23 protein-coding genes are annotated in these 25,162 nt (G+C 58.6%); 10 read left to right on the forward strand and 13 right to left on the reverse strand.

Annotated elements, in window-relative coordinates:
• Positions 1-208: 208 nt before the first annotated feature.
• The 9 genes from RMO51_RS06805 to RMO51_RS06845 all read right to left on the reverse strand — a co-directional run bounded on the left by RMO51_RS06805 (position 209) and on the right by RMO51_RS06845 (position 9,515).
• Complete coding sequence (locus tag RMO51_RS06805) at positions 209-958, reverse strand: 2-phosphosulfolactate phosphatase (RefSeq protein WP_310393212.1); 750 nt, start codon at positions 956-958, stop codon at positions 209-211.
• A gap of 97 nt (positions 959-1,055) precedes the next feature.
• Positions 1,056-2,156: a glycine cleavage system aminomethyltransferase GcvT gene (gene gcvT / locus RMO51_RS06810; protein WP_310393214.1), complete on the reverse strand. Its 1,101-nt coding sequence runs from the start codon at positions 2,154-2,156 to the stop codon at positions 1,056-1,058.
• 168 nt (positions 2,157-2,324) lie between these two features.
• The gene (locus RMO51_RS06815) at positions 2,325-3,389 is read right to left on the reverse strand and encodes a branched-chain amino acid aminotransferase (RefSeq protein ID WP_310393216.1); all 1,065 of its coding nucleotides are present in this window, start codon (positions 3,387-3,389) and stop codon (positions 2,325-2,327) included.
• A gap of 170 nt (positions 3,390-3,559) precedes the next feature.
• On the reverse strand, positions 3,560-4,108 hold the full coding sequence (locus RMO51_RS06820) for a cob(I)yrinic acid a,c-diamide adenosyltransferase (protein ID WP_310393218.1): 549 nt from the start codon (positions 4,106-4,108) through the stop codon (positions 3,560-3,562).
• A gap of 2 nt (positions 4,109-4,110) precedes the next feature.
• Complete coding sequence (locus tag RMO51_RS06825) at positions 4,111-4,830, reverse strand: ABC transporter ATP-binding protein (protein ID WP_310393220.1); 720 nt, start codon at positions 4,828-4,830, stop codon at positions 4,111-4,113.
• Positions 4,831-4,840: 10 nt separating this feature from the next.
• Positions 4,841-7,618 (reverse strand): hypothetical protein, encoded by a 2,778-nt coding sequence (locus RMO51_RS06830; RefSeq protein WP_310393223.1) that lies wholly within the window; start codon positions 7,616-7,618, stop codon positions 4,841-4,843.
• A gap of 12 nt (positions 7,619-7,630) precedes the next feature.
• On the reverse strand, positions 7,631-7,918 hold the full coding sequence (gene gatC / locus RMO51_RS06835; protein WP_310393225.1) for an Asp-tRNA(Asn)/Glu-tRNA(Gln) amidotransferase subunit GatC: 288 nt from the start codon (positions 7,916-7,918) through the stop codon (positions 7,631-7,633).
• 26 nt (positions 7,919-7,944) lie between these two features.
• Positions 7,945-8,778: a lysophospholipid acyltransferase family protein gene (locus RMO51_RS06840; RefSeq protein ID WP_310393227.1), complete on the reverse strand. Its 834-nt coding sequence runs from the start codon at positions 8,776-8,778 to the stop codon at positions 7,945-7,947.
• Between the two features lie 155 nt (positions 8,779-8,933).
• A complete protein-coding gene (locus RMO51_RS06845; protein ID WP_310393229.1) occupies positions 8,934-9,515 on the reverse strand; it encodes an NUDIX hydrolase in 582 nt (193 codons plus the stop codon).
• Positions 9,516-9,938: 423 nt separating this feature from the next.
• On the opposite strand from RMO51_RS06845, the gene RMO51_RS06850 reads away from it, so the two are divergent.
• Together RMO51_RS06850 and RMO51_RS06855 are read left to right on the forward strand one after the other, a co-directional pair.
• Positions 9,939-10,232 (forward strand): hypothetical protein, encoded by a 294-nt coding sequence (locus RMO51_RS06850; protein WP_310393231.1) that lies wholly within the window; start codon positions 9,939-9,941, stop codon positions 10,230-10,232.
• Positions 10,233-10,331: 99 nt separating this feature from the next.
• Positions 10,332-10,907 (forward strand): ribonuclease HII, encoded by a 576-nt coding sequence (locus RMO51_RS06855; RefSeq protein ID WP_310393232.1) that lies wholly within the window; start codon positions 10,332-10,334, stop codon positions 10,905-10,907.
• A gap of 23 nt (positions 10,908-10,930) precedes the next feature.
• On the opposite strand, the gene RMO51_RS06860 is transcribed toward RMO51_RS06855, so the two are convergent.
• The 3 genes from RMO51_RS06860 to RMO51_RS06870 form a co-directional block, all read right to left on the reverse strand.
• Entirely contained in the window at positions 10,931-11,374 is a 444-nt protein-coding gene (locus tag RMO51_RS06860; RefSeq protein WP_310393234.1) for a response regulator, read from the reverse strand.
• Positions 11,375-11,432: 58 nt separating this feature from the next.
• Entirely contained in the window at positions 11,433-12,989 is a 1,557-nt protein-coding gene (locus RMO51_RS06865; RefSeq protein ID WP_310393235.1) for an ATP-binding protein, read from the reverse strand.
• Positions 12,990-13,240: 251 nt separating this feature from the next.
• Entirely contained in the window at positions 13,241-13,387 is a 147-nt protein-coding gene (locus tag RMO51_RS06870; protein ID WP_310393236.1) for a hypothetical protein, read from the reverse strand.
• Between the two features lie 235 nt (positions 13,388-13,622).
• Between RMO51_RS06870 and prfB the strand changes: the two genes are divergently transcribed.
• The 4 genes from prfB (at position 13,623) to RMO51_RS06890 (ending at position 20,274) form a co-directional block, all read left to right on the forward strand.
• Positions 13,623-14,700, forward strand: a protein-coding gene (gene prfB / locus RMO51_RS06875) for a peptide chain release factor 2 (RefSeq protein WP_310393237.1) whose coding sequence is annotated in 2 segments (ribosomal slippage) — positions 13,623-13,682 and positions 13,684-14,700 — 1,077 coding nt in all. Because the reading frame shifts where the segments join, the coding sequence is not laid out codon by codon here.
• 249 nt (positions 14,701-14,949) lie between these two features.
• A complete protein-coding gene (locus tag RMO51_RS06880) occupies positions 14,950-18,108 on the forward strand; it encodes a SusC/RagA family TonB-linked outer membrane protein (protein ID WP_310393238.1) in 3,159 nt (1,052 codons plus the stop codon).
• A gap of 19 nt (positions 18,109-18,127) precedes the next feature.
• The gene (locus RMO51_RS06885) at positions 18,128-19,600 is read left to right on the forward strand and encodes a SusD/RagB family nutrient-binding outer membrane lipoprotein (RefSeq protein WP_310393239.1); all 1,473 of its coding nucleotides are present in this window, start codon (positions 18,128-18,130) and stop codon (positions 19,598-19,600) included.
• A 26-nt stretch (positions 19,601-19,626) separates the two neighbouring features.
• Positions 19,627-20,274, forward strand: coding sequence for a DUF5011 domain-containing protein (locus RMO51_RS06890; RefSeq protein ID WP_310393241.1), 648 nt, complete (start codon positions 19,627-19,629; stop codon positions 20,272-20,274).
• Between the two features lie 954 nt (positions 20,275-21,228).
• On the opposite strand, the gene RMO51_RS06895 is transcribed toward RMO51_RS06890, so the two are convergent.
• On the reverse strand, positions 21,229-21,906 hold the full coding sequence (locus RMO51_RS06895) for an IS1595 family transposase (RefSeq protein WP_310393242.1): 678 nt from the start codon (positions 21,904-21,906) through the stop codon (positions 21,229-21,231).
• Positions 21,907-23,229: 1,323 nt separating this feature from the next.
• Between RMO51_RS06895 and RMO51_RS06900 the strand changes: the two genes are divergently transcribed.
• The 4 genes from RMO51_RS06900 (at position 23,230) to RMO51_RS06915 (ending at position 25,004) form a co-directional block, all read left to right on the forward strand.
• Positions 23,230-23,670, forward strand: a complete 441-nt coding sequence (locus RMO51_RS06900) for a hypothetical protein (protein ID WP_310393243.1) — start codon at positions 23,230-23,232, stop codon at positions 23,668-23,670.
• Between the two features lie 173 nt (positions 23,671-23,843).
• Positions 23,844-23,969: a hypothetical protein gene (locus RMO51_RS06905; protein ID WP_310393245.1), complete on the forward strand. Its 126-nt coding sequence runs from the start codon at positions 23,844-23,846 to the stop codon at positions 23,967-23,969.
• A 217-nt stretch (positions 23,970-24,186) separates the two neighbouring features.
• Positions 24,187-24,411, forward strand: coding sequence for a hypothetical protein (locus RMO51_RS06910; RefSeq protein ID WP_310393248.1), 225 nt, complete (start codon positions 24,187-24,189; stop codon positions 24,409-24,411).
• A gap of 155 nt (positions 24,412-24,566) precedes the next feature.
• Positions 24,567-25,004: a DDE-type integrase/transposase/recombinase gene (locus RMO51_RS06915; RefSeq protein ID WP_310393338.1), complete on the forward strand. Its 438-nt coding sequence runs from the start codon at positions 24,567-24,569 to the stop codon at positions 25,002-25,004.
• The last annotated feature ends 158 nt before the right edge of the window (positions 25,005-25,162 follow it).

The raw sequence follows: 25,162 nt of genomic DNA on the forward strand, positions 1-25,162 counted from the left end.
ACCGACTGGTTGACGCTGCGCGTAGGAACGCTGCGCTTGATGAGGAATGAGGAGTTATCGTTTAGAATCTATTTAGATAGGGCGTCATGCAGAGCGCAGCGCAGCATCTCGCGCGCATCGTTCAACGATTGAGAATACTGCGGCACGCGAGATGCTGCGCTGCGCTCTGCATGACGCCCTATCTAAATAGATTCTAAACGATAACTCCTCATTCCTCATCAAGCGCAGCGTTCCTACGCGCAGCGTCAACCAGTCGGTCCTTTTGCCAGATAGGCAGCACCGTAGCGTAGGCATCCAGCCGTAGGCAGAAGGCGAAATCCTGGCTGGCTTCCAGCGAATTGAGGCGGCGCACGTGAGCCGACTGCTCCAGGTACGCAGCCAGGTCGGCTTTGCCTTGCTGCCAGAGGTGCAGCGCGGCCAGGGTGGCATCGGAGCTTTGCACGTCGAAATCCGCCGCCAGCCGCTCGGCCAGTGCGCCGCCAAATACGGTGTCTTCGAGGCAAAACTGGCCTTTCCAGCCGGCGCACACCACCAGCACATCGCGCGCTTGCTCGCGGGCAAATGCCACAACGGCCGCCAGGTTCAGGAAGGAACCGACCACCACCGCCTTCGCCGCCAAGGAGCGTTGCAAAGCGGCCGTGCCGTTGGTGGTGCTGATGGCCAGGGCCCGGCCCCGCACCCGGCGGGCGGCATCCCGGAAGCCGAAGGGCGAGTTGCTCAGGTCGAATCCGGCGGCGGGCAGCCCGTCGCGCTCGGCGGCGGTCAGGCAGCCGTGCTGACGGCCCAGCGCCGCGCATTCTTCGAGCGAAGCCACGGGGAAAACGTGGGTAACCCCCTCCCCCAACGCCGTCACAATGGTGCTCGATGCCCGCAAGATGTCCACAATGACAGCTACCCGGCCGCGCAGGTCGTAGAGCAGCAGCAGCTCGGGGGAAAAGCAAATGTCTAGCTTGGGCACTTGTTAGTTGTCAGTTGCTCGTTATCAGTTGTCGGGAGCAAATCGATTGCTGGCATAGTATCTAACAACTGACAACGAGCAACCGACAACTAATAATCTATTCGGCCCCCTTGGTCAGCGGCAGCTTGCTCACGGTGGCGGGCAGGTTTTTGCCGCGAATCTGCACGAAAATCGAGGTACCGGGGGCCGCGAACTCGGTTTTCACGTAGCCCAGGCCAATGCCCTTGCCGAGCGAGGGCGACTGCGTGCCGCTGGTCACGTCGCCAATTTTCTGGCCGGCGGCGTCCACCAGCTCGTAGTGGCCGCGCGGAATGCCGGGGCCGTCCATGACGAAGGCGACGAGCTTTTTGCTGACGCCGGCTTCTTTCTGCTTCTTGATGTTGGCCGAGTTGGTGAACTCCTTGGTGAACTTGGTAATCCAGCCCAGGCCGGCTTCCAGGGGCGAAGTGGTGTCGTCGATGTCGTTGCCATAGAGGCAGTAGCCCATTTCGAGGCGCAGGGTGTCGCGGGCGCCCAGGCCAATGGGCTTGATGCCGTAGGGCCGGCCGGCGGTCATCACCTGGTCCCACACGGCGGCGGCGCTCTCGTTTGGGATGTACAGCTCGAAGCCGCCCGCGCCGGTGTAGCCAGTGGCCGAGATAATGACGTCGGGCGCGCCGGCAAAGGTGCCCTGCACGAAGGAATAGTACGGAATGCTGCTCAGGTCCACGTCGGTGAGGGTTTGCAGCGCGGCATTGGCCTTGGGGCCCTGCACGGCAAACAGGCTGGTGCGGTCCGAGATGTCCTCCATTTCCACGCCCTGGGTATTGTGGTGGCGAATCCAGTTCCAGTCCTTTTCGATGTTGGAGGCATTCACCACCAGCAAATAATCGTTGTCGGCCAGCTTGTACACCAGCAGGTCGTCCACAATGCCACCGTCGTGGTTGGGCAGGCAGGAATACTGGGCCTTGCCATCGGCGAGCTTGCTGGCATCGTTGCTGGTCACGCGCTGAATCAGGTCCAGCGCCTGCGGGCCGCGCAGCCGGAATTCGCCCATGTGCGACACGTCGAAAATGCCCACCGCGCGCCGCACCGTGTGGTGCTCATCCAGGTCAGAAGAGTAGCGCACGGGCATGTCGTAGCCGGCAAAGGGCACCATTTTGGCGCCCAGCTGGCGGTGCGTGTCGTTGAGGGTAACGGTTTTCAGGGAAACGGTCATGGATGCCAGGGAGTGAATGGGTGAGTGCGTGAATGGGTGAATTAGAGAAACCGCACTCAACGGCACAAAGGTGGGGCAAAAAAGAAAAGCCGCTTCGTCCCGAAGCGGCTTCTTCCATCATTTCGAGCACCCCAGCTTCATTCCGCCATTCGCTCATTCACCCATTGATTACACCCGCACCATCCAGTTGTGCGCATCAGCGCCTTCGCCGGTGCGGATGGCGTCCAGAGCCGCGCCCACGCGCTTCGAGAAGGCATCGGGGCCCACGGCAGGCAGGTCGTAGTCGTGGCCTTCGTAGCCGATGGTGGCGATGGGCGCGATGGTGGCGGCGGTGCCGGCGCCAAAGGCCTCTTCCAGCTTGCCGGCGGCCAGGGCTTCCATGATTTCGCGGCTGCTCACTTTGCGCTCTTCCACGGTCAGGCCCAGGTCGCGGGCCAGCTCCAGCACGCTGCGGCGCGTCACGCCGTCAAGGATGCTCGTGCTCAGGGCCGGCGTAATTACTTTGCCGTCAATCACGAAAATGGCGTTCATCGTGCCTGATTCCTCCACGTACTGGTGCTCGGAGGCATCGGTCCAGATGAGCTGGTTGTAGCCTTCCTGTTGGGCCAGCTTGGTGGGGTACATGGCCGCGCCGTAGTTGCCGGCGTTCTTGGCGAAGCCCGCGCCGCCCTCGACCGAGCGCACGTACTTCTGCTCGAAGCGCACGCGCAGGGGCTTGTTGTAGTACAAGCCCACGGGGCAGGTGAAAATCATGAAGCGGTACGACTCCGAGGGCCGCACGCCGATGAAGCCGTCGGTGGCGAACATGAACGGCCGGATGTAGAGCGAGCTGCCGGCGCCGGTGGGCACCCAGTCCGCATCGAGCTTAATGAGCTCCCGCAGGCCCTGCATGAACAGCTCCTCCGGCATGGCGGGCATGCACATGCGCTCGGCCGACTTGTTGAGCCGGGCCCAGTTGTCGAGGGGCCGGAACAGGGCCGTCCCGCCGTCGGCCTGGTGGTAGGCCTTCATGCCCTCAAAAATGGCCTGGCCGTAGTGCAGGGCCGAGTTGGCCGGGCTCACGGCCATGTCGCCGTAAGGCACGATTTGGGCTTCCTGCCACTCGCCGTCGCGGAAGTCCACGGCAAACATATGGTCAGCAAACGCTTTACCGAATTCCAGGTGGTCGAAGTCGAGCGTGGCCAGCCGGGAAGCCGTGGTACGCTGCGTGCGAATGGGGAGAATGTCAATCATAGGGCTTCGGTAGCGGGGATTGGAACGGGTGGGATTTTGCGAGTACGAAGGATGAGGGCAGGGCGACTAAAAAGAACAAAATCAATAGCAAGGTTAGCAAAAAAACCACGCCGCCGACGCGGGCCGCTCCAAGCGCGAACCAGGCGACAAACCCGCAAACCCCAACAAGCTCAAAGTCGTGCCTGCCAGGTTACCTCTTCCACACCCAGCTCGTGCGCCATGGTGCGGCTGAGCACGAACAAGTAGTCGGACAGCCGATTTAAATACACCATCACCAGCTCGGCCACGAAGGACTCGGCCCCAAGGTGAATGACCAGGCGCTCGGCGCGGCGACACACGCAGCGGGCCACGTGCGCGTGGCTCACGGCGGGGTGGCCGCCGGGCAGAATAAAGGCGCGCAATTCGGGCAAGTCGGCGTTCATCCGGTCCATTTCGTTCTCCAGCAGCGTCACGTCTTCAGCGTGCAGGTCGGGCAGCTTCATGCGCGACTTCTCAGGGTCGGCGGCCAGCGCTGAGCCGATGGTGAACAACCGGTCCTGAATTTCCTTCAGCAGCGGCCGGCGGGTGGCGTTGATATCCTGGTCGCGCACCAGGCCGACATAAGAATTCAGCTCGTCCACGGTGCCGTAGCACTCGATGCGCAGGCTGCTCTTGGGCACCCGGGTGCCGCCGATGAGCGAAGTAAGGCCGGCATCGCCGGTCCTGGTGTAAATTTTCATGGCTAGTGCCCCGCCACAGCGTGGGTGTGTACTGTTTTGTTTTCTTCGTCCGATTCTACAAGTCCGTCGCGGAGGCGCACGATGCGGTGGGCGTAGCGGGCAATGTCCTCCTCGTGCGTCACCATGATGATGGTGTTGCCCTTGGCGTAGAGGGCCTCGAAGAGGTCCATGATTTCGTGGCTGGTTTTGGAATCGAGCGCGCCGGTGGGTTCGTCGGCCAGCAGCACGCTGGGGTTGTTGACGAGGGCGCGGGCAATGGCCACGCGCTGGCGCTGGCCGCCGCTGAGCTCGTTGGGCCGGTGCGAGGCGCGGTCGGCCAGGCCCACCGAGCGCAGGGATTCCAGCGCCAATTCGTTGCGCTCGCGCTTGCTCAGGCCGGCGTAGATGAGCGGCAGGGCCACGTTGTCGAGGGCGCTGGCGCGGGGCAGCAGGTTGAAGCTCTGGAAGACGAAGCCGATTTCCTTGTTGCGCACCTCTGCCAACTGGTTGTCACTCATGCGGCTCACGTCCTGTCCGTTGAGGATGTACTGGCCCTGGGAAGGAGTGTCGAGGCAGCCGATGATGTTCATGAGCGTGGACTTGCCCGAACCCGACGGCCCCATAAAGGCCACGTATTCGCCGCGCGGAATCTTGATGCTAACCGAACGCAGCGCGTGAATCTCTTCGGCCCCCATCACGTATTTCTTGGCGATGTTCGTGGTTTCAATTACGTTCGAATTCATGGCGCGGGGCTTACTGCGGAGATGGGGTGGCGGGAGCAGCGGAGAAAGACGCAGCCGCCGCGGCGCGGGTGGCCCGGTGGGCGGCGTACTCGGCTGCTAAAGTAACATAAGCGGCCGCTGGCAATTGCCGGCGCAGCTGGGCAAGGGCATCGGCGGCGTAGTCGGTCAGGCCCGCGTCGGCGGCGGCCAGCACGTAGGCCTTCAACAGCGGGAGCGAGTCGGGGTTTTCATCGAGGCCGGCGCGCAGGGCTTCGTAAGCGGCGGCATGGTCGCGGTGGCGCGTGTAGAAACCGGCCGCCGCCAGGATGGCCGGCTCATTGAAAGGCGCCTCGCGCACAACGCGCCGGTAGCTGGCAGCGGCGGCGGCAGCCCGGTTTTGCTGCTCGGCCCGTTGCGCCTCAACCAACCACGGCTGACCCACGCGCCCGGCAGTGTTGGCAGGCGGCAAAAACGGCCCAGCGGCCAGCCGCGCCTGCGCCCGCTGCCCCTGCTGTTGCAATACCGAATCAGGCGAAGCCCGCAGCCGCGCCGCTTCCGCCCGGGCCGAGTCGGGCCGCCCGGCCAGCGCCAGCGCGTAGGCGCGCGCCTCGCGGGCCGTGGCCGCGCCGTGCCTCGCCGCAAACGCCAGCTGGTCGGCCGCCGTGACGTACTGGCCCTGCTGCAGCTGCCACAGCCCCAGCAGCTGCTGATAGTAGCCCGCCGTGGCCGTGGTACCGGCCGCCAGCGGCAGGAGCAGCTGGCGGGCCACCTGCTCCTGCCCCGCCGCGTGCTGCCCCAAAGCTTGTAGAAACTGGAGCTGCTCGTAGTACGAAGCGTTGGCGGGCCGGTCGGTCAGACGGCCCAGCGCGGGCAGCAGCCGGCGCAGCTCCGCGGCCTTTCGGGTGCGCAAGCTGCTCAAAACCTGATGGTAAATTTGGGCAAACGTAGCGTCATCCAAATCAGCCGGTGAGCCAGTTGGGGGGGCGCTGGCTACCGCGGGGCCCGGCGGCTTGGTCAGCAGCGCCAGCAGCAGATGGTTGGCCGTCAGGGCTGGCTCAGTGGCCGGATTGCCGCCGGCCGCTGCTAGCGCCCGGGCCTCCGTCAGTAAGTTCTGGCTCAGCAGGAATCCTATTTGATTGGTGCGACTGGCGTAGCTGCCCGGGGCCAGTTGCTCAGCCTTATCCAGGTAGAACCCAACCGAGTCGGTAAGCGCCGTTTGGGTGAAAAGCTGGGCCAAAGCGCCAGCCAGAGCGGCACTGCGCGGCTGGGCTTTGAGCCCGCGCCGCAGAATGTCCAGGCCTTCGAACAGGTCGCTGGGCTCGTTGAACAGCCCGGCCAGGCGCAGCGACACTTTCTCGTTCGGCCCGCGAAGCAGCGCCCGACGCAGCGCGTTGATTTCGTTCTGGCGCTGCTGACGGAAGCGGTAGAGCGCCGCGCGGCCAAACTGGGCGTGCAAATTAGCGCGGTAAAGCACGTCGCCGCTTTCGGCGTAGTAGCGCTCGGCCAGCCCGGCCAAGCCGAGGTCGTCGGGCTGGGCCTCGCTCTGCTGACGGGCCAGGTCGCCGAGGTTATTGTACTGGCCGGCCCGCACCTGGTCGAGCAGGGTGAAGCCTTGGCGCGTTTGGATGATGACGATGCCGCCCAGCGCCAGGATGTAGACGACGTAGAACGGCAGCCGGCGCGGCTCGAACACCACGCGGTACACCCGCAGCCGCTGCCGGATGAGCGGCGCGAAATTGATGAACACATACAGCCAGAACGCCCCGCCCAGCAGCAGCAGCGCCAGCGCGGTGAAGCTGCGGGCCGCCACCAGCAGCGGCGTATTAGCCGTGGCGAAGGCGTAGCCCAGCGCCCCGGCTGCCCCCATCACCAGCAGCGGATAGAGCAGCGCCGCACCATTGGCGTAGGGCAGCCAGTCGGCGTAGCTGGGCGCGCGCAGGCGCAGGCCCAGCCCGCCGGCCAGCACGGCCGGCAGCAGCAGCACCAGCGGGTCCAGGCCCAGGCCCGGCCACAGCTGCACGGCGCCATTATTCCACACGTACAGCAGCAGCACGCCCAAATACAGCCCGCTGGCCGCCAGAAACGGCCCCAGCCCAAAGCGGCTGCCCGGTTGCTCGGCCTGGGTATTGAACCAGAGCAGCGCCCGGATATTTTCCACGCCCACCCACAGCACCAGCAGCGCCACCAGCACCGCGCCGCCGGGCGTGGCGTAGGCGGCCAACTGCAGCACCGTCTCCGTAGCCGACAGCAAGCTTTGCGCAAACAGCAGCCCCGTCAGCCCCGCCACAAGGGCCCCGATGATGACAACGCGCCAGCGGAGCCCGAGCTGCTCGGCAAAAGCGTGCAGCCCGAAGGCCCCGCCACCCACCAGGCCCAGCGTGAGGTACAGGAAATACCGCTCGTCGGTCCCAAAAATTCCCAGCGACTCGGTGTTCAATGACAGCAGCAAGAAGATGACCGGCACCATGCCCGCCACGAAAGCCGCCCGCGCCAGCGTGCTCACCACCGCCACCCAGCCCGTCAGCGCCAACGCCAGCAGGCCCAGCCACAGGCCCGCCGCCACCGGTTGGGTAAACGGCCCCACCGCGTCGGGCGTCAAGCTCACGATGAAGCCACTGGCCTGCACCGGCAGCCGCACCGGGCCCACGGCCACGCTGTCGATGGTGAGCGGCACGGGAGCCAGGCGCGGCACCAGGCGCAGCGGCAGGGTGCTGGCCTCGCCCGTAAAGTAGTAAAACACGGCCAGCCCCACCGCCAGCGTCGCCAGCACGGCCAGCCAGCTGGGGCGCCCGGCGCGGGTCGAAAGCAATTTCGGCCCCAACTACTCCAGCACTTTGGGTACCCGGAAGTAGTCCGAATCCTTGCGGGGCGCGTTGCGCAGGCCATCCTGATGGCTCACGGTGTTGCGGGCCTCGTCGTCGCGCAGCACGTTGATTTCCTGCGACAAGTGCACCAGCGGCTCCACGCCCGTGGTGTCGAGGCCTTCGAGCTGGGCCACAAAGTCAAGGATGTTGTTCAGGTCGCCGAGCATTTGCTGCTCGCGGGTGGCGTCGAATTCGAGGCGGGCCAAATGGGCCAGGCCGCGCAGGGTGGCAAGGTCAGTGCTCAACTGAATTAAGAATTAAGAATTAAGAATTAAGAATTTGCTCGTTGCAAACTCTCTTGCGCCGTAGAGTCCGGCACGGTGGCCGGGGCGCGCCAGGTGCTCGGGCCGGGCTTGCGGGCGCCTTCGGGCAGGAAGTCGCCGGTCAGTTGCGCAGCTACCCGCTCCTTCAAGGCCGGGATATCGGCCAGGGTGAGGCCCGCGGTAGCAATAGCCGGGTGAAAGACGATTTTGAGGCGGTGGTAGCGCACCCGCAGGTCTTTCTCGACATCGGGCATGAACATATGGTTCAGGGGCATGCCCACCGGCACCAGCGGCACCCCCGCCTCAATGGCCACCTGAAACGCCCCGTCCAGCAAGGGCAGCAGCTCCCGGCCGGGCGTGGGCGAAATGCGGCCTTCGGCAAAAACGGCAATGCTCTTGCCCGCCGCCAGGCCGCGCCGGGCGGCCACCATGGCCCGGCCCCGGCTCACGGCGCTGTTCCGGTCCACGGTGATGTAGACCCGCCCAAACAGCGGCCCCCACACCGGCACGCGCGCCAGCGAGACTTTGCCCATCATGTTCAGGAATCCGGGAATGGTCTTGAACAGCAGCATGATGTCCACGTATGAGCCGTGGTTGGCCACGTACACGCAGGGCTGCGGCGGGGGCGCGGAGCTTTCGCGTACCACCTCCACCGGCATGCCCCACATCGCAATCGAAAGCTTCGACCAAAACCGGTTCAGGGCGTGCACCACCTTGTGGCCGCCCGGCCGCCGGCTGAAATACGACTGCGCCGGGTAGATGAGCAAAAACGGCACAATGAACCAGAACACGGCCCACATGGTGTACAGGCGCTGACCCAGGTAACGAAGCAAGTGGCGCATACCGGCAAAGTTAGGCAATGGGTAATGAGGTGATTGGTGATTGGTGATTGGTGATTGGTGATGAGGCGCTGGGTGATGAGGAGTGTTGGGTGATGAAGTGATATATCCCATTAAACACGGAATACTTCTTAATCACCCAGCACCTCATCACTCCATCACCCTTTTCTCCCCGCCAGCACCTTCTCGGCTTTCAGCAGGCCGGCTACGCTCATGCCGTCGGTGATGCGGTCGGCCATCACCAGGCGCACGGCTTCGGCCAGGGGCAGCTTCCAGAGGCGCAGGTCCTCGGTTTCCTCGGGCTCCACGTTGCCGGGGGTCAGGTCTTCGGCCAGAAACACGAAGCCTTCTTCGTCGGTCACGGAATTGGAGGTGTGCAGGCGGGCAATGCGGGTCCAGCGGGCCGCCGTCAGGCCGGTTTCCTCCTTCAGCTCGCGCTGCGCCGAGGCCAAAATGTCCAGTTCGAGCAGGCCGCCGCCCATCGGGATTTCCCAGCTGTACTCGTTCAGCGGGTAGCGGTACTGGCCCACCAGCCAGGTATTGCCTTCCGCGTCGACAGGCACGATGCCCAAAGCCTTGTTCTTCATGCTCACCACGCCGTAGATGCCCCGCCCGCCGCCGGGGTTCAGCACCTGGTCTTCGCGCACCGAAATCCAGGGGTTGTGGTACTTCACCTCCGAGCTCAGGGTTTGCCAGGGGTTATGGGTTTCGTCAACAGCGGGTGCGGAAGCGAGTGGCATGCAGCAAGAGGGAACAGAAGAGGGAATAGAAGGGAGTCAGGCCGCAAAACTACGCCCGCCCTGGGCTGGGCCGATTGACGCCCCGCCGCCCGCGCTCCACCATCCACCGCGCCAATGACGCCGTTGGCCGCCCAAAGTCATTGGTTCACCAAAAAACCATTGCGTACCCCCGGCCACGCCCTGTATCTTTGAATCATAAGTACCCCCGCACGGGCTGGAAATGTGGAAAGGAAGGACCTCTCGTGCGGCGGCGCGCTGGCTGAAAAGGTGGGGTAGACACCTTCAAGCCAGACCCGCCACTTTAAGGCCGTTGCCCTCGGGCGGCGGCCTTTTTTGTGGGCAACCCGTCCCACGGCATCCGCCTGGCGTCGCCAAGAGCTGGTCCAGCCGCCCAGTGAAAGGGCATTAACCCTGGCGAGCAGTGTGCCGTACCACGCTACTCCGACCGCCCACATTCCGGCCGGTACCCGCTACATGGCCCAGCCCAAATCCACCCCGAATCCCTCCCCAGACGAGCACGACCCGTTGTTCAACCTCAAGCACGCCCAAGCCGAAGCCGACCTCGCCCAAAACACTCAGGGCCTCGGCCCCGTCACAAACGAGTACGTGACCACCGACGAAGACACCGAAATTGACGAAGGCCCCCGCGACAGCCAAGGCCAGCGCCGGGGCGAAACCGACCCCACCGACGAAGGCAGCACCGCCGGCCGGCATTAGATTCAGTGAGCAATTGACAGTGAGCAGTGAACAGTTAGGGAAAGAGCAGACTGTATTTTTGGCTCCTGCCCATTACTCACTGCTCACTGTCAATTGCTATTGTTACTCGCTTCTCACACCGGCCACGCCCTCGAAGCCGGCCTCGACGAAGCCGGCCGCGGCTGCCTGGCCGGGCCCGTGTTCGCGGCGGCCGTCATCCTGCCGGCCGCTTTCAACCCGCGCTTTCTCAACGACTCCAAGCAGCTGAGCGCCAAGCAGCGCGAAGCCTTGCGCCCCGAAATCTGCGCTCAAGCGGTGGCTTGGGCCGTCGGCCAGGCGTCGGTAGCAGAAATCGGCAGCCTCAACATCGCGCAAGCCAGCTACCTGGCCATGCACCGGGCCGTCGCGGCTTTGGCCGTCGTGCCCGCTCACCTACTGGTTGACGGTAACCGTTTCGCGCCACTAGCCGGCGTTCCCCACACCTGCATTATCGGCGGCGACGGGCTTTACCGCAGCATCGCCGCCGCGTCTGTGCTAGCCAAAACCTTTCGCGACGAGCACATGCGCGCGCTGGCCGCCAACTTTCCGGCCTACGGCTGGGAACAAAACGCCGGCTACCCAACCCTGCAGCACCGCGCCGCCATTCGGGCGCACGGGCCTTGTCCGCACCACCGCCCGGGGTTCCGGCTTCTGTAGGCGCCGCCAAGCCCGCAGGCCGCTTAGTTTTTAAGCTTCAGCAAGTCTAGAAACAAGCTGAACCCGTCCACGCTCGTGCCGCCCTCCCCAAATTTATCAAAGCTCAACGGTTTGACGATGTAGCCGCTCACGGCGAGCTGCTGGGCTTTCAACCGGTCAGATTCCAGGTCGGAGGTCGTCATGATGAAAACATTGAGCCCCACAAACTCGGGGTCGGAGCGCAAAATTTCGAGCAGCTCCAGGCCATTCATGCGGGGCATGTTGATGTCGAGCATTACCACGCTGGGCTTGGCCATTTTGGGCTCTTCGCCCTCGCCGCGCAACATTTTGAGGGCGTCGCGGCCGTTGCGGGCGTGCACGAGGGGCACGTCGATGTTTTGGCGGCGCAGCTCGCGCTGCACGTTCATGACGTCCATCTGGTCGTCTTCCACGAGCAGAATGCTGGGCGTGGGATGGTCGGCGGACATAGGCAAAACAGTTGTCAGTAGCGGGAATATGCCCGCAGCGAGCCGTAAAAAGCAGCCTCTAGATAGGAAGTGATACGGCAGAATTGGACTCGGTGGCCACCGCAGCGGCCAAATTCTTGGATTTAGGCGGTTGCTTCGGCCAGGTGAAGCTGAACTTAGCGCCCTGGCCTTCCGCCGATTTGACCCCGATGCGGCCGCCCTGGCGCTCCACAATTTTTTTTACGATGGCCAGTCCCACGCCGGTGCTTTCCAGGGTATCCCGCTCGGTGAGGGTTTGAAAGATGACAAAAATCCGGTCGTGGTACTCCGGCGCGATGCCCGGCCCGTCATCGGCTACCGAAAACAAGTAGAACTCTCCCGCGTCGTCGCAGCCGATGGTCACCAGGCCCGTCTCGGGGTGGTCGTGGTACTTGAGAGCGTTGCTGATGAGGTTGGTAAATACCTGCTGCAGCTGCACAGCGTTGGTGGTGAGCGTGGGCAAAAAAAACGGCAGCTCGACCCGGAAGCCCTGTTGCGGGTTGAGGGTGTCAATCACCTCGCGCACCAGGGTGCGCACAAACACGGTTTCGTTGGCTTGGGCCATGCGCCCCACGCGCGCCAAATCCAGAATGCCGGTGATGAGCTTTTCCATGCGGTGCACGCGCTGGCGCATGAGCCCCAGAAACTCCCGAATGTGGGCCGGCAGCTGCTCCTGGCCCATGTCTTCCTCAATCCAGCGCGAGGCGCTCTCGATGCCCCGCAAGGGCGCCTTCAGGTCGTGCGACACCACGTAGGCGAACTGGTCCAGCTCCTGGTTGCGGCTTTCGAGCTGGCTGATGTTAGCCCCCACGGTCCGCGCCATCACATTGAGGGCCGCCGTGAGTTCGCTCACCTCGTCTTTTTCCGTGTCCAGAATCTGGCTGTTGTAGTCCCCGTCGGCCATGCGGCGGGCCAGGTCCAGCATGCCCCGCAGGCGCCGGGCAAAGATGCGCACGATGTACACCGCCCACAGCAGCCCCAGCCCCAAGGCCGCCACCGCCAACGCTGCCGATACCCACTTGGCCCGCGCAACGCTTTGGTCCAGGCGCTGCCGCAGTTGCTCGCGGGTCCGGGCCTCGCTGCGTTCGAAGGCAGCCAGCCGCGCCCGGATGTTATCCATTACCTGCTTGCCGGTGAGGCCCTCGGTAAGGCGGCGGTGCGCCATGCCTTCGAGGCCACTTTGGCGGGCATCGCGGCGGCGCGCTTCGCGTTTTTCGGCCACCAGCAGGTGGCTGTAGCCCGACCATTGCTGGAAGAGCCGCTGGGTTTGGTCCACCAGTTGAGCCTGCGTGGGCATGCCCGCTACCAGCGCCCGCAACTGCGCAAACCGGCCAATCAGCTGGCGTTCGCCGTCGTAGTAGGGCTCCAAGGTTTGCTCGTTGCCGATGAGCAGGTACCCGCGGAAGCCCGTTTCCATGTCAATGATGTTGCGCAACAAGGTGGTCGCGTCGCTGGAAATCCGCTGCGAGGCTTCTACCTGCCGGGCGTTGCGCAGCACCTGGCCCGCCAACTGGTAGTACAGCACCACCACCACCGCGAACAGGGCCAGCAACAGTACAAATCCGGCGAAGAGTTTGGTGGTGAGCGTAATTTTCATGCGGGGGCGCGGCAGCGCATCGGTCAGGCCTCCGTACGCAGCTTAGCTTCCATGGTTCCGAGCCGCGCCGCCATTTCGTTGGCAATAACTTGCATAAGCGTAAAGCCAGCAATAGCCTCCTCCTCAAAACCCGCTTGATGCGTATTCATCAACCGATTGACTTACCGATGAACAGGCACGTGCTGCTGGCCAAACTGCCGGGCTTCGGGCAGGTGCGCGTAGTGCCCGTCGTCCCGCAGCCGGTCAGCAATTCAGCGGCCCAGGTCGCACTGCTCGGGTTTGCGCAAAGGTCCTTCCTCGCCGCCATTCCCAAAGAGAAACGAGCGCAGCTTGCTCTTGCAATGCACGTGCTTGACGCGCACGGACCCAAAAGCACGCTTCAGCTCTTCGTTGGCCATGCACAGATTTACCCTGCTCCGCCCTTCAATACACCCTCTTCTTGTTGGGGACCAACCGGATACGGCAGCTTTCAACGGCAAACGACTCGCCCGGCTCGGGCCTGACCCGGGGGCAGCCCAACATTGGGCGCCGCCTGCGTCAGAATTAGGTAGTTTTGTGCTGCGATAATTTCATTGCGGACGGCCAAACAGCTTTTTGCGTCCCACAGGCCCTCCTTTCATTTTTTCCCCACCCATGACCCAAGACCAGATTAAGGACTTGAAGGGCCGCGCCGAGGCCCTGAGGAGGTATCTTTGACTACGATGCCCGCAAAGAACAAATAGCCACCGCCGAGGCCTTGACCACCGCCCCCGGCTTCTGGGACGACTCCAAGGCCGCCGAGGTCACCCTGCGCGAAGTCAAGGCCATCAAGACCTGGACCGACGACTACGACGCCGTGCAAAAAGCCTTGGCCGACACGGAAGTGCTGTTCGATTTCCACCGGGAGGGCGACGTGTCTGAAGCCGAAATGCTGGCCGACTACGACGCCACGCTCAAAAAAGTGGAGCAGCTGGAGTTCAAGCGCATGCTCTCCGACGAGGAAGACCAGCTCTCGGCCATCATCGACATCAACCCCGGCGCCGGCGGCACCGAAAGCCAGGACTGGGCCGAGATGCTCATGCGCATGTACATCATGTGGGCCGAAAGCCACGGCTTTGGCGTGCGTCAAATCAGCTACCAGCCCGGCGAAGGGGCCGGCATCAAGTCGGCCTCGCTGGAAATCGACGGCGACTTTGCCTACGGCTACCTCAAGAGCGAAATCGGCGTGCACCGCCTCGTCCGCATGTCGCCCTTCGACAGCAGCGGCCGGCGCCACACGTCATTCGCCTCAGTGTTTGCCTACCCGGTCATTGACGACACCATCGTCATCGACATCAATCCCGCCGACATTTCCTGGGACACCTTCCGGGCCGGCGGTGCCGGCGGGCAAAACGTAAATAAGGTCGAAACCGCCGTGCGCCTCACCCACGCCCCGTCGGGCATCATCATCGCCGTCCAGATTGAGCGCAGCCAGCTCATGAACAAGGAGCACGCCCTGCGTATGCTCAAGTCGCGCCTCTACCAAATCGAGATGGACAAGCGCCACGCCGAGCGCGACAAGGTGGAAGCCACCAAGAAGCGCATCGACTTCGGCTCCCAGATTCGCAACTACGTGCTCCACCCCTATAAGCTCATCAAGGACCTGCGCACCGGCATCGAGCGCACCGACGTGCAAAACGTACTGGACGGCGACTTGGACGAGTACATCAAAGGGTTTTTGATGCGGAGTTGATGAAATCAAGAAGAAATTTACAACAAATAGATTATTCTTTCTTAAATTGTTACCTGATAGGCTTAGAAGGTAAAGAACCAATAACCATCGCCGTTAATGCTTTTTTGCCTACATCTGTGACCTTAAGCACGGTTTGCGTAGTGCTGGACACGCGCAAGAGCCACTTTTTTGTGTTATACTTGCCGCAGTCATTTGTCATCTAATCTTTTTTTTAACACTCACCAAACGTTTCACCAAACCTTTCCTCCGATGAAGAAAACATTATTAATGATTCTTTTCTTGGTCACAGCCCTGTTGCAGCAGGCCGTGGCGCAAGACAGAACCGTATCAGGCAGGGTCATCGACCGAGCTACCAATGAGGGTTTACCTGGCGTAACCATTCTTGTGCCTGGCACAACCATTGGCGCAGCTACGAACTCAGACGGGTCCTTCTCATTGTCAGTGCCTGCGTCAGCTACCACGTTGCGCATAAGCTCGGTAGGCTACACAGGAGTCGACCAGCCTATCACAGAAGGCCAGATAACGGTATCGCTTCTCACCGACACTAAGCAGTTGAATGAAGTAGTCGTGACCGCCCTGGGCATTGAAAAAGAAAAAAGAACCCTGGGCTATGCCACTCAGACCATCGATGCGGCTCAACTGACTCAGGGTCGAGACCGCAGTGTACTAAACTCGCTGCAAGGCAAACTAGCCGGAGTACAGATCAGCAACGCATCGGGGGGAGTTGGCAGCTCAACGCGCGTGGTTATTCGTGGCAATAAATCGTTTTTGGGTAATAATCAGCCCCTTTACGTTATTGATGGCATTCCGATTAGCAACGAGTCTACCGGTACTGGTGACAACCTCAACAACGGAGTGGATTATGGCAATCGTGCTAACGATGTCAACCCAGATGATGTGGAATCGATTAACGTACTGAAAGGTCCAGCTGCTACCGCGCTTTATGGTACCCGGGCCGCCAATGGGGCCATTATTATCACCACCAAGTCGGGTAAGGGTGCTGCCCGTAACGGCAAGAAAGCTGAAGTCACGTTTACTTCCTCTTATGTAATCGATGATATTTTATTTCTGCCGGAGTTCCAAAACGAGTTTGGCCAAGGTACGGATGTGCGTACCCCCGACAGCCGTGAGAACTGGAGCTTTGGTCCACGTTTTGACGGTGTTGACCGTGTTTGGGGCCAAGTGATTAACAACCAGCAACAGTCGAAACCTTACGTGGGTCTTCCTAATAACGTACGCGAATTTTTTGACTATGGCAAGACCTTCACTAACTCTGTCTCGTTGGGTGGCGGAGATGAGAAGTCAAACTATATCTTGTCGGCTTCGCATGTAAATCAGACCGGTGTTACTCCTGGCACTGAATACGACCGTAGCTCAGTGAAGATTGGTGGCGAAACTAAGCTGACTAACAAAATTATTAGTAGCGCTAACCTCACTTACACACACACAGGTAGTAAATTGGCTGTTACAGGTCAGGGTGATAACTCGATCTATGACCAAGTACTGCAGACCCCACGCGATATCAGCTTATTGGATTTGAAAGATTTAAACAACAGATTCAATACCATCAACGGCTATTATGGCGCTTACACGGTAAACCCCTGGCAGATACTGGCCAACAACCAAAATATCAACCGGGTCGACCGTCTTTTTGGAAACGCCCAACTGGGCTACGTCTTCAATGACCACTTTCGAATTACCGGCCGTGCTGGAGTAGACACATACAGTGACCGTCGTAGTTCTTTTTCAGCCCGCCGTGACCCAGTTGGTCAGAACGCATCAGTTAATGACAACGGCTTTTACGTCGAAAACCAGATTAGCTACCAAGAGTTGACCACCGACCTTATTGCTACTTACAATGGTAATATTACATCCGATATCAGCATTAGCGCCTTGGTGGGTCAGAACTTCAATCAGCGCCGCCGAGATGTTGTTGGACTGCAAGCTGACGCGTTAGTAAGTAATAGTATCGGCGCAAACTTTGCTAATAATTCTGGCATTTTTGTGGATCCTAATTCCGGTCAGAATATTGATTCTGAACGCCGGCTCATCGGTGGGTACGGAACTGTTGATCTTGGCTTTCGCGACTATCTGTTCCTGGGCTTACAAGCTCGCAACGATTGGTCGTCGACTCTGCCCCGAGCCAATCGTAGCTTCTTCTACCCAGCTGCCAGCCTCAGCTTCGTCTTTACTGACTTATTGAAGCTCAAGGACAATAATTACTTCAGCTATGGTAAGCTTCGCGCCAGCTACGCCGAAGCTGGTAATGATGCTGATCCGTACCAGACACAATCAACATTCAGTATCACCAATCCTACCAGCGGATTTGCCGGTGCTGACCTGTTGTTCCCGATTGGTTCAGTTTTGGCTTACACGGCCAATAATGGCATTGGCAGCAATACCTTGGAGCCGGAAAGAACGAAAGCGACTGAATTAGGTGTTGAGCTGCGTTTCTTCCAGAACCGCTTGACGGCCGATGTATCGGTTTATGATTCGCGCACGGTTAATCAGATTGTGAACGTCCCAATCTCCAGTGCTTCGGGCTTCACCGCACAAAACCGCAATATTGGCGAAGTGAAAAATCGCGGTATTGAGATATTGGTAAGTGGCACCCCGGTGCGGATAGGTGGCTTTACTTGGGATGTGAGCGTAAACTATACCAAAAACCAGAGCGAGGTTGTATCCATCTTTCCCGGTACGGAAGAGGTTGCTATTGGTGGCTTTGGGGGTGCCAACCTTACGGCCCGGATTGGAGAACCGTATGGAATTATTCGCGCCGTGGATTTTTTGACTAATGACGCTGGCCAGATAGTGGTAAGTCCTACAACCGGTCTTCCGCTTCAAAGCGAAGTAAAAAGTATTGGCACCATTACGCCTGACTTCACAGCAGGCTTGACTAGTACCTTCGCCTTCAAAGGCTTATCATTGAACGTTGTATTTGATACCCGTCAAGGCGGTATCATGTATTCGCGAACTAAGTCAATTCAGCGCTTTGTAGGCACTAGTCCTGAAACGCTCTACAATGACCGTCAACCGTTCATTGTGCCCAATAGCGTCATTGAGAATCCTGATGGCACTTATGCTGCGAATACGGTGCCGGTAGACGTGCCTGCTTATTGGACAGCACTTTCGTCTAATGCCGGCACCAACGTTATTGATGCCTCCTTCACCAAACTGCGCGAAGTATCGTTCTCCTACGCACTGCCCAGTAAATTGATCGAGCGGACTCCTTTTGGCGCTCTATCTATTGGGTTAACCGGCCGCAACTTGGCACTCTGGCGCGCCGATGGGAACACATACATCGATCCGGAGGTCAATAGCTTAGGTAATGGAAACGTGCAAGGTTTTGACTTCACCAGTTCTCCTTCGTTGCGTAGCTACGGTGCCAACATTCGGGTGACTTTCTAACTTCTTCTTTCCCTGACCAATGATGAACAATACCTCAAAGATTCTTCTGGGCTCTCTACTTTTAGGTAGCTTGAGTTTAACCAGTTGCGGAGACGACTTTCTAGATGTCAATAACAATCCCAATCTACCTACCTCGGTCTCACCTGACTTGGTATTAGCATCGGGTACCGGCACCATGGCTTATGTGCTAGGTGGGCAATTTCAGATTGCTGGTAATTTTCTGGCTCAGCACTGGACCCAAAACCTGGTTTCGAACCAGTACAAGGAGTTAGATAGGTATAATATCCTTCAAACTACCTATGACGGAACCTTTGTGACCTTGTTTGCAGGCGCACAGCAGGACTTTCAGATTGTCATTAACAAAGCCAGAGGTGACAGCTCCAATTATGCTGCTATCGCGGGCATCGAGCAAGCTTTCACTTATCAACTGTTAAGCGACGCCTATGACCGAGTGCCTTTCACAGAAGCCCTGCGTGGCAGCCAGAACGTGCAGCCACTGTACGATGAAGGACCGGTGATTTATGATGGAGCTATCGCACTTATTAATCAATCATTAGCCAATATTAATGCTGATGGGGTTTCAGTGGGAACGCAGGATATAGTGTTTGGTGGCGATATGGAAAAATGGCGCCGTTTTGCCAACACGTTGAAATTACGCATGTTCTTGCGGCAGGTTTATGTACGACCACAAGTGGCACAAGATAGTATTCGTGCTATGTTCAACCGAGGTGCTCAGTTTTTAGGTGCAACTGAAGATGCTCAGATTGCCATTTTCACTTCGGCTAAAAATGCTAATCCCATCTCCATAACGGAATTATCCGGCTCCGGTATTACCGGTAATATCATTGCTAGTTCCACAGTCATTGATTACCTTAATCTTACTGTAGACCCACGTATCAATGATTTATTCGACCGTCCAGGTAACTCTACCACAGCAGCTTTTATTGGTACTCCCCAAGGGCTTGCTGGTACGTCTGGCGCTCCAACGCCTGCTATCACCGCCCGTTCACGCCCTGATATCATAAAAATCATTGGCCCTACAGCACCTGTAATTCTTATCAGTGGTGCCGAAAGTATGTTTCTACAAGCTGAGGCTGCTCTATACGGATGGGCTGGTGGTACTAGCGCAAAGTCGCTGTACGAACAGGGTATAGAGTCGTCGTTCGTTCGACTTGGTACCGCATTACCTGCTGGTTTTTTGGCTAGCGTCGACATTAATTTAGATAATGCTACTGACACAGCTGCCAAGCTCGACCGTATCATCACCCAGAAATGGGTGTCGATGAGTGGTTCCCAAGGATTTGAAGCCTGGGCAGAATTACGTCGCACGAATTACCCTTCGTTCATAAGGCCTTCGCTTAGCTCAACGTTAGCTCCTGGCGTTATTGCCAACCGTCTGTTGTATCCTGCCACCGAAACAGCTCGCAACCCTAATACACCTCCGGTAGCACTCGCACAGGTACCAGTTTGGTGGGATACCAAGCCGTTGTAATCGTACTGTTAATTTAACGCACAACCATGAAAGTATTTCCTTTTTTCGGCTTGTCTCTACTTTCGTTGGCCTTAGCGCTGACGGGGTGCAAGAAAGACGAAACCGATAACCTCTCACGCATCAAGAGTTATCCTGCCATCGACTTGCGCGGTGATGAATACTACGTCCTGAACGTAGGAGAAACTTTTACCGAACCAGGTGTCACAGCTACGCTGGCAGGGGAAGCAGTCGAGCCCACAATTGTAGGAACAGTAAATACTGCTACACCTGGGATATATAGAATTACTTATTCGGCTGCCAATACGGAAGGTGACGAAGTAACTGCTGTGCGGAGTGTAATCATCACCAATCCAGCTGTGAACAATCTGGATCAAAGTGGTGATTTTCAACGCACTGGATTCGCACTCTCACCGGTAACGAAAGTTGGCTCTAAGGGCCTATACCGATTGGATAATTTTGGTTTCACTAATGCTCCCAATTTGTTCCCAGCTTACTTTGTGCAAACGACACCAAATAGTATTGTTGTCCCATCTCAAACCATAGAAGGCCTAGGTTTCACAAATTTTGCATCTGTTTCCTCTGCGTTCACAGCCGGCCGCTTGACGAGGATTACGTATTCTATCAACGCCCCAGCTGTTTTTGGTACTCCTCCTCGGACAGCGAACAGGCTTTAGGTACCAGCCAAAGGAATATAGAAAAGGCAGTGTTTACGCTGCCTTTTTTTATGGTCTAGACAGGTGCCGGCCGTGCGTCCGGTGGGCTACTACCAGTGGCAGCAGTCTAGACCAACAGGTGGCGGCGTGGCAGGAGGCGGCGGCGCAGGCCACCTTCACACGTCATCCCGCTGGTACGGCATCCGGCGGTTATAAGCCGAATTGCACGCTGGGGGCCACGCCGTTGGCCGCCATGCACTGCGCACGGGGCAGCACCGGTACGGGCTGCGGGCCTTGAGAACCTGTTCGCAGCACTCGCGCACGACTGTAGACGACCCGGCCGCTGTGGTAACCGAAAACCGGCTGCTGGGCTAGCCCACGCCCACCGCCCCGGACCAAGTGTGGTGGGGGACAGTACCTACATGTCGCTGGTAAGCGAGCTTTGGTGCTACCTAGCTACGTGGCGCGACGCCTATTCGCGCCGGGTCGTGGGCGGGTAACTTGGCGCGAACACCAACTGAACCTGTGCTTACTGCCCTGGAACAGGCCCTGACATTGCGTCAACTCGCCCCAACCTCCTCATCCACCCTGACCAGGGTAGCAAAGTACACCCGCGCGGCTTACCGCGCCCGCTTCGAAGAGGCCGACGCGCTACTTAGCTTCAACTGGCTATGCAGTCCTCAAGATAACACTTAAACCGGAGCACCCTCAAAACTGGACTGCTGCCCAGTGACAGCACCTTTGCCTTTTACTACTCGCTGGAAGAGGCCCGGCTTAAGGTCGTCTGGTACTCGGATACCTACTTCAACCTCAACCGTTGCCACTTCGTTCTGGATTACTGTTCGCGCCACCAATTTGAACCCAACCCGAGAATCAGCCTACCATGGTTTACTACCTGGTTTTTATTAAACCACCCTATACTATATGTGAATCACATATACGCTAATCTGTTTGGGGCTTAGGAAGCAAACGCGGTCAAAGGGGCTGTTGACGGAGCAATTTAAGCAGGAGTTTATACAGGTCTTCGTGGCGGTGATTGAAGCGAAATTCGGACTTTTTCAGATGCAGCAAAAAGGTGTGTTTGGGCACGCCGGCAAATTGGTGCAGGCGGGCTTTAGCAAAGCTCCAAAACGACTCGATGCCGTTGATGTGCGAGGCCCCGTGGACGAACTCGTCCTGGCCGTGGCGGACGCGAAAGTGGCGGTCGTAGCCCACATCCACCAGCCCGTCGTAGCCGCGCCAGCCATCGGTGTTGACCAGGGCGGCCACGTCGATTTTGCCCCGAATAACGCCCTGCAGGGTCTTTTTGGAGCAATCCGGGACGATTTCGGTGTACCCCTGCCCACCGCGTTTGAACAGGCCGAAGACCACGGTTTTGCCCCCCGCTCCCCGGCCCCGTTTGCCGCGCACCCGCCGCGGGCCGAAGTAGCTTTCGTCGAGTTCCACCGCCCCGTCCAAGCCCGCCGGCACTGGGCACCAGGCCCGCAAGCGGCGGCGCAAACGCAGAAACAAGTCGTTGACCGTGCGCACGCTCAGGCCCGTGAGCCGGGCCGTGTCGGAGGCCGTCAAATCCAGGGCAAACAGGCGCAGCACGTAACGAAATTTAGCCTCGGAAATTTTTGCGCGATTGTAGTAGCGATTAGTGGGCTGCATGACAAAAAGTTACGCCACCTTTTGACTACGTTCGCTTTCTAAGCACCTGATTTTAAATTATATATAGTTCAACATTAATCCACTTACTCTCAAGTAAGAGGTGTGTTTCTGAATACCTTGTTTGCTTTTGGTCGCATGCTAGTTTCAGATAGCAGTAGGCCAAGGCCACTATTCAGTCGTTGAGAGCAAACGATTTGTTACGGTAGGCTTGAAAGCGCTTGGTTTCGTTGATGGCGTGTCTTACCTTAACGTGACGGCGGCGCGGGCCCGGTCATCAACCTTTTGCATGTCAGTCAAGGCTGCATACGAATTCTTTTTGTTGCAGTAGGACACGCTGCTGGGTGCCCTGCGTAGTTCTTATCCACACTCAAGTAACCTAAGAACCTATCCAAAAAATACTGCGGCTGCGCAGACGTCCGTCATGCTGAGCTTGCGGAAGCATCTCGCCCGCTTCGTCAGCGTGGTTCAACGAAGCGAGCGAGATGCTTCGGCAAGCTCAGCATGACGTTCAATTTATTTTTCGGATAGATTCTAAGTCGGCCAGCAACTAGCGCATCTCCCGCAAACCCAGATTGACATCGAGCATCCTTTTAAGCATTTGGTGGTTGTGATCGGCTCCAGGTGGTGAGTATAGCGCCAAGCATCGCAAATGAGCATGTTCTACGGGTCGGTCTTTTTTTTGCCCGAATGTCGGCCCGTCAGTTGGCCACTGTCTGTGCCCGCCGGTAAGGCCGCTCGGTGGCGTCGAGCAGCAACGTGGGCACGTCAGCGCGGACCTGCTGCATCGTTTCCAGTGAGTCGATAAGAGGCCCAGCCGTGTGCAGCGCCTGCTGCACACGGCTGGGCTGGGCGATTGGCATATTCGCAGGCTTTAAAGCGGGGCAAGCTAAATGTAGCGGCTAGTAACCGAGGGTTGGGTACACTTTCGAGTAATAGAGCATGAACAACAACTTCTGTTCCGGGCTGACCAGCACGCTCTTGCGCCCACCTTCGGTTCGGCGTTGGCGCAGCATTACCCCGAAAAACGGGCAGCCGCTTCTTCCTGGTAACTCCTTGCGCAAACAACTCAGCGCACAGAACATAGCTAGGTCAAGTCCCGTCAGCGCCCATACTAGTAGTCATCGGCAATCGTTTTCGCATTAATTATATATTAATTTATATTAATAATTTTTTTATCCTTACCCGTACTCCAAAATTCGGATTGCTTAAGAATTTTAACCAGAATAAGGAATAATTCTAAAAACGTGTTACCTTAGTGCTCGAACCGTGATTGAGTTCGTCAAAAACTTTTCAAACCTTGATTCCTTCTTTCTTCTCGTTGTTATGAAAAAATTTGCCATCACATTAGCTGCCAGCTTGTTCACTTTGGGTTTAGTATCTTGTCAAGATGACGATTCAGACTTAATCATTCTCTCGCCGGTAGCCGGTGATTACACTGGCAACGAAACTTGTGCGCCTTCTCCTGCAGGTGGCGACTATGTTATTCATATTTATAACACAGCAGCCAACGATGGTAAGGTATTTATTGACAACATTTACAATATCGGTAATCGTTTTGAAGCTGATGTGTCAGGCAATAATATTACTATGGTAGCTCAGCCCTATAGTTATGTTATCCCTACTGGTCCTAACGCTGGAACCTACACTGGTAACGTCTCGGCTACCGGTACTGTAGAAGGCGAGATTTTGACTTTAAATTTCACACTTGACGGTGGTTTGGCGGACAATTGTCAGTATGTAGGCAATCGGGGTTTGCTTCCATAATTGTACGCTCCCCCTAAAAGCGGGACAGTCAAAAATGGAGTCAGGCAACTTGTTTAGATCCGAAGAGAGTTAAAAAATTGAATGCTTGGTGTGGACGAAGGGTATCACAGTCACTCATTCATTGAGGTGGTCTAGGTAAAATGGACAGCGTGAAGTCTTATCTTCCACTACCCATGACCGAGAAACTGAATCCTGGCGGCCTGCCCGCCGCCTGCAAGAAATATACGCCCGCTTTCAAAACCAAGTGCTTCCGCCAAGTGGCGGCCGGGGCCCGGCAAAGCGACGTGGCGCGTGCCTAAGGCATTTCGCCGGCCTTGCTGGGCCGCTGGCAGCGCCAGGCGCTGGAGTAAGCCGTGCCCAGCAGCGCCGAGCGGGACGAAATCAAACGCCTACGTGCCGAGCTTAAGCGCGTGGAAATGGAGCGCGACATGCTAAAAAAAGTCGTGACCATCTTCTCCCAACCCCCTCAGTCATGAGCCGCTACCAGTTCATCGAGCCTGCACCGAACCCTGGCCGGTGCACGTCCTTTGCTACTTGTTGGCCCTGAGCCCGGCGGGCTATTACCAGTGGCGGCAGCGGCCCGCTCGGTCCACTGCGGGGTGGCAGCAAGCAGCGCAGGCGGCCTTTACGCGCCATGCCCGCCGCTACGACACCCGCCGGCTGCGGGCCGAATTACGCGCCGAAGGCCGTGCCGTGGGGCGCAGCGCACCTGGCTGCACCGCAATGACCTGCGGGCGCTGAGTACCCGCCCGCAACGCCCCCGCACGACCGTGGCCGACCCGGCCGCCGTGGTGGCCGAAAACCGGCTGCTCGGCCAGCCCGTGCCCACCGCCCCGGACCAGGTGTGGGTTGGTGACATCACGTACCTGCCCCTTGTCGGCGGGCGCTAGTGCTACCTGGCCACGTGGCGCGACGCCTATTCGCGCCGGGTCGTGGGCGGGCATCTGGCCGCGCAGATGCCCACCGAACTCGCACTCCATGCCTTGGAACAAGCCCTGACGCTTCGCCAACCCGCGCCGGGACTCCTCGTCCACGCCGACCGGGGCAGCCAGTATACGAGTGCGGCCTGCCGCGCCTGCATCGCCGCCGCTGGGGCCGTGCCCAGCTTCAGCCGGCCGGGTAACCCCTACGACAACGCGCAGGCCGAAGCCGGCTGGAGCACGCTCAAAACCGAATTACTGCCCGGTGGCAACCCGTTTGCCTCGCTGGAAGAAGCCCGCCTCGAAGTGGCCCACTACCTCGACACCTACTTCAACCTGGACCGCCGCCACTCCGCTCTCGGCTACCGCTCGCCCCACCAATTCGAATACAACCTGAAAATTAACCTACCTTAGGTCACTGTTTGTTTTTACTGGACCACCCCACATTCTGTGAGAAGTTGCCGTAGTTGCTGCAAACTAATAAGAAGGTAAACGTGAGCCTCCTCGTTCATTGGGTCAATTAAAACTAGAGCTAGGCCGCTTGTTTAAATTCCATCGGGGTTAAAAAACAA

Source organism: Hymenobacter sp. (assembly GCF_031398885.1).
Lineage (GTDB): Bacteria > Bacteroidota > Bacteroidia > Cytophagales > Hymenobacteraceae > Hymenobacter.

Bases quoted from the DNA above. Each gene is read 5' to 3' on its own strand.
- RMO51_RS06845 (WP_310393229.1), bottom strand. From the start codon at position 9,515: ATGCCACTCGCTTCCGCACCCGCTGTTGACGAAACCCATAACCCCTGG.
- RMO51_RS06860 (WP_310393234.1), bottom strand. From the start codon at position 11,374: ATGTCCGCCGACCATCCCACGCCCAGCATTCTGCTCGTGGAAGACGAC.
- RMO51_RS06815 (WP_310393216.1), bottom strand. From the start codon at position 3,389: ATGATTGACATTCTCCCCATTCGCACGCAGCGTACCACGGCTTCCCGG.
- gcvT (WP_310393214.1), bottom strand. From the start codon at position 2,156: ATGACCGTTTCCCTGAAAACCGTTACCCTCAACGACACGCACCGCCAG.
- RMO51_RS06825 (WP_310393220.1), bottom strand. From the start codon at position 4,830: ATGAATTCGAACGTAATTGAAACCACGAACATCGCCAAGAAATACGTG.
- RMO51_RS06865 (WP_310393235.1), bottom strand. From the start codon at position 12,989: ATGAAAATTACGCTCACCACCAAACTCTTCGCCGGATTTGTACTGTTG.
- RMO51_RS06880 (WP_310393238.1), top strand. From the start codon at position 14,950: ATGAAGAAAACATTATTAATGATTCTTTTCTTGGTCACAGCCCTGTTG.
- RMO51_RS06885 (WP_310393239.1), top strand. From the start codon at position 18,128: ATGATGAACAATACCTCAAAGATTCTTCTGGGCTCTCTACTTTTAGGT.
- RMO51_RS06890 (WP_310393241.1), top strand. From the start codon at position 19,627: ATGAAAGTATTTCCTTTTTTCGGCTTGTCTCTACTTTCGTTGGCCTTA.
- RMO51_RS06900 (WP_310393243.1), top strand. From the start codon at position 23,230: ATGAAAAAATTTGCCATCACATTAGCTGCCAGCTTGTTCACTTTGGGT.
- RMO51_RS06870 (WP_310393236.1), bottom strand. From the start codon at position 13,387: ATGGCCAACGAAGAGCTGAAGCGTGCTTTTGGGTCCGTGCGCGTCAAG.
- RMO51_RS06840 (WP_310393227.1), bottom strand. From the start codon at position 8,778: ATGCGCCACTTGCTTCGTTACCTGGGTCAGCGCCTGTACACCATGTGG.
- RMO51_RS06895 (WP_310393242.1), bottom strand. From the start codon at position 21,906: ATGCAGCCCACTAATCGCTACTACAATCGCGCAAAAATTTCCGAGGCT.
- RMO51_RS06820 (WP_310393218.1), bottom strand. From the start codon at position 4,108: ATGAAAATTTACACCAGGACCGGCGATGCCGGCCTTACTTCGCTCATC.
- RMO51_RS06905 (WP_310393245.1), top strand. From the start codon at position 23,844: ATGACCGAGAAACTGAATCCTGGCGGCCTGCCCGCCGCCTGCAAGAAA.